The organism is Dietzia sp. E1 (assembly GCF_014145015.1).
GTDB classification, from domain to species: Bacteria; Actinomycetota; Actinomycetes; order Mycobacteriales; family Mycobacteriaceae; genus Dietzia; species Dietzia cinnamea_A.
In genome coordinates, this window is record NZ_JAALDU010000571.1 from 1 (window position 1) to 4,856 (window position 4,856).

5 protein-coding genes are annotated in these 4,856 nt (G+C 72.3%); 1 reads left to right on the forward strand and 4 read right to left on the reverse strand.

Translation table 11 applies throughout. The annotated features are described in order from the left end of the window. Positions 1 to 892: HNH endonuclease signature motif containing protein (locus G6030_RS15935; protein ID WP_182643777.1), on the forward strand; the 892-nt coding region annotated here is incomplete at its 5' end. A gap of 32 nt (positions 893 to 924) precedes the next feature. Here the strand turns inward: G6030_RS15935 and G6030_RS15940 are convergent. The 4 genes from G6030_RS15940 to hemL form a co-directional block, all read right to left on the reverse strand. After that, a complete protein-coding gene (locus G6030_RS15940) occupies positions 925 to 1,785 on the reverse strand; it encodes a cytochrome c biogenesis CcdA family protein (RefSeq protein WP_007627275.1) in 861 nt (286 codons plus the stop codon). Beyond that, on the reverse strand, positions 1,782 to 2,390 hold the full coding sequence (locus G6030_RS15945; protein ID WP_182643778.1) for a TlpA disulfide reductase family protein: 609 nt from the start codon (positions 2,388 to 2,390) through the stop codon (positions 1,782 to 1,784). The genes G6030_RS15940 and G6030_RS15945 overlap by 4 nt, the downstream gene beginning before the upstream one ends. A 3-nt stretch (positions 2,391 to 2,393) precedes the next feature. Next, positions 2,394 to 3,014, reverse strand: coding sequence for a histidine phosphatase family protein (locus G6030_RS15950; protein WP_043566296.1), 621 nt, complete (start codon positions 3,012 to 3,014; stop codon positions 2,394 to 2,396). Positions 3,015 to 3,298: 284 nt separating this feature from the next. Beyond that, positions 3,299 to 4,609 (reverse strand): glutamate-1-semialdehyde 2,1-aminomutase, encoded by a 1,311-nt coding sequence (gene hemL / locus G6030_RS15955; RefSeq protein WP_182643779.1) that lies wholly within the window; start codon positions 4,607 to 4,609, stop codon positions 3,299 to 3,301. Between the last annotated feature and the right edge of the window lie 247 nt (positions 4,610 to 4,856).

A 4,856-nucleotide genomic window follows, 5' to 3' on the forward strand; every position in this document is an offset into this window, starting at 1 on the left:
CCAAGACAATGCCCACCGCCTGCTGGACCAGATCGACCCGGGCCGCACCGAACGCGGCGCCGGCGAACGGGCCAGGCGCCGATCGGTCACCTGCTCCGGCCAGGGGCTGGACCTGATGGCCCGCGCCGCCATGACCATGGACCCCCAACTGGCGGCCCTGATGCGCGAAGTCCACGCCCGCTGGGCACAACCCGGACGCCTCTGGCCCGACGAGCAGACCCCCGATGACCGCAGCGACGGGCAACGCATGCACGACGCCCTCGTCCACGCCCTCACCCTCGCCCTGGCCACCGACGCGCGCAAGACCGGCGCCGCGGCCGCGATCGTCGTGCGCATCGACCTCGACCAACTCGCCACCCTGGCCGGATGCGGCCACACCGACGGCGGGATCCGCGTGCCCGTCGACCAGGCCATCGCCATGGCCCGCGGCAACCACTGGTTCCTCGCCCTGTGCGACCAGGAGATCGACCTCAAGCTCTACCGCAGTCGCCGCACCGCCTCCCGCTACCAACGCCTAGCGTTGTTCGCCGCCTACGGCGGCTGCACCCACCCCGACTGCGACCAGGACGCCCGACACTGCCAAGCCCACCACGCCGGCACACCCTGGGCCGCCGGCGGCCTGACCAACATCGACGAACTGGCCCTGACCAGCGCCGACTGCCACGCCATGATCCACGACACCGGCTGGACCACCATCCCCGACCGCACCGCACCCCAAGGCGTCCGATGGATCCCACCCACCGGAACCCCACGCGCGAGCAACCCACCCCCACCCAAACCCGGCCCACCGCCACTCGGGCCACTCGACGCACCCATCCTGCCGTTCGCGCTCCTGCACGACCTCGACCACGCCATCGCCCGGCACACGGGCGGCCACGAGGCTGCAGCATGACCGCGCGGGCGACGTCGGCCAGCTCGAGTGGGTCAGATGGGCAGTGTGGTGTCCGAGATGGCGAAGTCGCGCAGCCAGTCGATGAACAGCGCCCACCCGCCGGAGAGCAGCAGCAGGCCCACGATGATCAGCATGACGCCGCCGAACACCTGGATGGCCCGGGTGTGCTTCTGCAGCCACCCCACCGTGCGCATGGCCCACGTAGAACCGAACGCCACCACGACGAACGGCAAGCCGAGGCCCAGGCAGTACGCCACGATGAGCAGAACGCCCCGGGCGGCGTCGACGCCCGTACCGGCGGCCACCGACAGCGCGGCGGCGAGCGTGGGACCCAGGCACGGGGTCCAACCGAGGGCGAAGACGGCGCCGAGCATCGGCGCGCCGAGCCAGGTCGAGAGCGCCTTGGGCTGCATGCGAGTGTCCCGCTGCAGGGTGGGCACCAGGCCGATGAAGACCAGGCCCATGAGGATGGTCACCACACCGCCGAGCCGCTGCAGCAGTTCCTGCTGCGGGGCCAGGTACTGTACTGTCCCCAGCACCATGGCGCTGAGCAGCACGAACACCACGGTGAACCCGCCCACGAACAGGAGGGATGCGCCGACCACGCGGGCTCGGGAAGCGCGCCGGGTGCGCCGTTCCTCCACGGTCAGCGTGGCAGTGGCGGCACGCTGCCGTTCTGCGGCGGCCGCGGTGACCGGCGGTCGCTCGGCGCCCACGACGCTGGCCAGGTACGCCAGGTACCCGGGCACCAGCGGGATCACGCAGGGCGAGGCGAACGACACGAGCCCGGCCAGCAGGCACGCGCCCAGCGCCAGCAGGATCGGGCCGCTGGCCACGGTCTGTTGGAAGGTCTCCCCGACGCTCTGGGCCAGCAGGATCACCTCGGGGGTCACACCTGCTCGACCTCCTCGGCGAGGATCCTGTCGACGGTCTCACTCAGCTCGTCGTCGGTGATCTCGGCCAGGTACACGGCGGCCACCCGGTGCTGCTTGTCCAGGATGATCGTCGCGGGCACCACCGACGTCGGGAAGCCGCGGAGGGCGGCGACGGCCGCGTTGCTCGGGTCCCAGATCGACGGGTACGTGATGCCGTTGTCGCGGACGAAGTCGACGGGCTTCTGCCGATTGGGGTCGCGGAGATTGATGCCGAACACCGTCGCGCCGCGGGGCTCGTACTCCTCCTGCAGCCGCTGCAGGTCGTCGGACTCGGCGCGGCACGGACCACACCACTGGCCCCACAGGTTGAGGATCACCACCTGTCCGGCGAAGTCGTCCTGCACGGTGAGCGTGCGGTCGGGGTCGAGCAGGTCGGGCCCGGCGATCGTGGCGACGGGCTTGCGCTCGGCCGGGGGGTCGTAGTGGATCTCGATCTGGCCGTCGGGGCTGACGAACTCGAACGTCTCCGGGCCCACCACCACCGCGTCGTCGCCGGTGGCGCAGCCGGCGGCGAGCGCGCCGGTCAGCAGCAACGCGCCGAGCACGGCCTTGGTTTTACGCATGGATCATGCTCCAGTCTGCGACGGGTCGGAGGCGCCCGCCGGTTCGGAATAGACGATGTCCCGCAGCGTGGTGCCCTCGAACACCAGCGAGGTGACCGACGCCAGGGAGCACTGCCGGGAGCGCGGGTCGTGCCACAGGCGCCGTCCCTCGAGGAAGCGGCGCGTGGTGTAGACGGGCAGCTGGTGGCTCACCAGGACGGCCTCGTGCCCGCGGGCGGTGTCGAGGGTCGAGTACACGGCGCCGATCATGCGGTGCGCGATCTGCAGGTACGGCTCGCCCCACGACGGCCGCAGCGGGTTGACGAGGATCGGCCAGTACTGCGGGTCCCGGAGAGCGCCACCGGGGCCGCCGACCTTGCGCCCCTCGAAACGGTTCTCCGCCTCGATGATGTCGGCGTCGATCCCCACCGGAAGTCCGAGGGTCTCGGCGAGCGGGGCGGCGGTCTCCTGGGCGCGCTGCAACGGGGAGGCCACGATCGACACGATGTCGTGCCCCTTCCCCAGGACGCGGGCGACGGTCTCCGCCTGGCTGCGTCCCAACTCGGACAGCCGGAACCCTGGGAGCCGCCCGTAGAGGACACCCTCCGGGTTGTGGACCTCGCCGTGGCGCACGAGGTGCACGATCGTCTGCGTCTCGTTGGCGCGGGCCGACGTGTCACGGGGGGTCGACGACGACGAGGTCGGCTCTCCCGGAACGGCGATCGTCCCCGGCTCGGCGCCATAGGTCGCAGACCCCTCGGGCTGCGTCTCGACGGGCGCCTCCACCGGGGCCGCGGAGGCTGCGGACCCGCCCAACGACGGCGGCGCCGCGGCGGGGGCGGGATGGTCTCCGCGCAGAGGGATCGGCAATGAGGTGGGGCCCGTCGCCGGGACGGCGAGACGTCCCCGGAGCCCGCGGCCGCTGCGGCTCATCGGCCGTCCTCGGGGGCGGTCGCGGCGGCGGCCGCCTCGGCGGCGACGGGCAGGGCGTCGGCGATGTGCTGGAAGTCGTCGTCGGTGAGGGCGGTGGAGACGAACCAGGTCTCGAACGCGCTCGGCGGGGCGTAGATGCCCCGGTCCAGCAGGGTGTTGAAGAAGGGCGCGTACCGGAAGGTCTCGGCGGCCTTGGCGCCGGCGTAGTCGGTGACCTGCTCCTCGGTGAAGAACACGCTGAGCATGGTGCCCGCCCGCTGGATGGTGTGGGCGACACCGGCGCCGTGCAGTGCGTTGCCGATGAGGGCCTCGAGCCGGTCGGCGTTGGTCTGCAGCGTGTAGTAGCAGGAGTGGTCCGCCAGGCGCAGCGAGGTGAGGCCCGCGGCCACGGCGACGGGGTTCCCGGACAGGGTTCCCGCCTGGTAGACGGGCCCGGCCGGCGCGAGGGCGGCCATGACATCGGCGCGGCCGCCGAACGCGGCGGCGGGCAGTCCGCCGGACATGACCTTGCCGAAGGTGGTGAGGTCGCCGGCGACGCCCTCGATGCCCCACCAGCCGCGGTCGCCGGCGCGGAAGCCGGTCATGACCTCGTCCATCACCAGCAGCGCGCCGCTGGCGGAGCACAGCGCGCGCAGTTCCTCGTTGAATCCGGGCAGCGGCGGGACCGTGCCCATGTTGCCGGCGGCGGCCTCGGTGATCACGCAGGCGATCTCGTCCCCGTGGTTGGCGAACGTTACGCGCACGGCCTCGATGTCGTTGTACGGCAGCACGATCGTGTCGTGGGCGGTCGCGCCAGTCACGCCGGGCGAGTCCGGCAGGGCGAAGGTGGCGAGGCCGGAGCCCGCGTCGGCGAGGAGGGCGTCGACGTGGCCGTGGTAGCAGCCGGAGAACTTGACGACCTTCGAACGGCCGGTGAAACCGCGGGCCAGGCGCACGGCGCTCATGGTGGCCTCGGTGCCGGAGTTGACGAGCCGCACCTCTTCGACCGAGGTGCGGGCGATGATCTCGCGCGCCAGGTCGACCTCGCCCTCCGTGGGGGTGCCGAAGCTGAGGCCGCGGGTCGCGGCGTCGCGGACGGCGTCGACGATCTCGGGGTGGGCGTGCCCGTGGATCATGGGGCCCCACGAGCAGACGAGGTCGATGTAGGTGTTGCCGTCGACGTCCGTCATGCGAGAACCCCGCGCTTCGCGGATGAAGCGCGGGGTCCCGCCGACGGAGTTGAAGGCGCGCACCGGGGAGTTCACTCCCCCGGGGATCAGCTCGCGGGCCTCGGCGAAGAGCTCGGCCGATCGGGCGGTCCCGGACATGCCGGACGGGGTCGGGAAGGCATCACTCGCAGACGTCACTCCCCCAGTGTCTCAAAGTCCGGCCGCGAGTACCCCCTCGTGGTGTCAGACCTGCGGCTGCGCGGGCGGGGCGGGCGGCGCGAAGGGGGCGAACAGCGACCTGGCGGCGGCATCGACCTGCCCGGCGAGGTCCTGCACCGCCTTCTCCGCCTGCTGCTGCAGCTGCTGCGGGCTGGGCAGCGGCGCGGGGGCCGGCACCGCAGCGGGC

Excerpts from the sequence above, each read along its gene's own strand:
- G6030_RS15945 (WP_182643778.1), bottom strand. The coding sequence starts at position 2,390 with ATGCGTAAAACCAAGGCCGTGCTCGGCGCGTTGCTGCTGACCGGCGCG.
- hemL (WP_182643779.1), bottom strand. The coding sequence starts at position 4,609 with ATGTCCGGGACCGCCCGATCGGCCGAGCTCTTCGCCGAGGCCCGCGAG.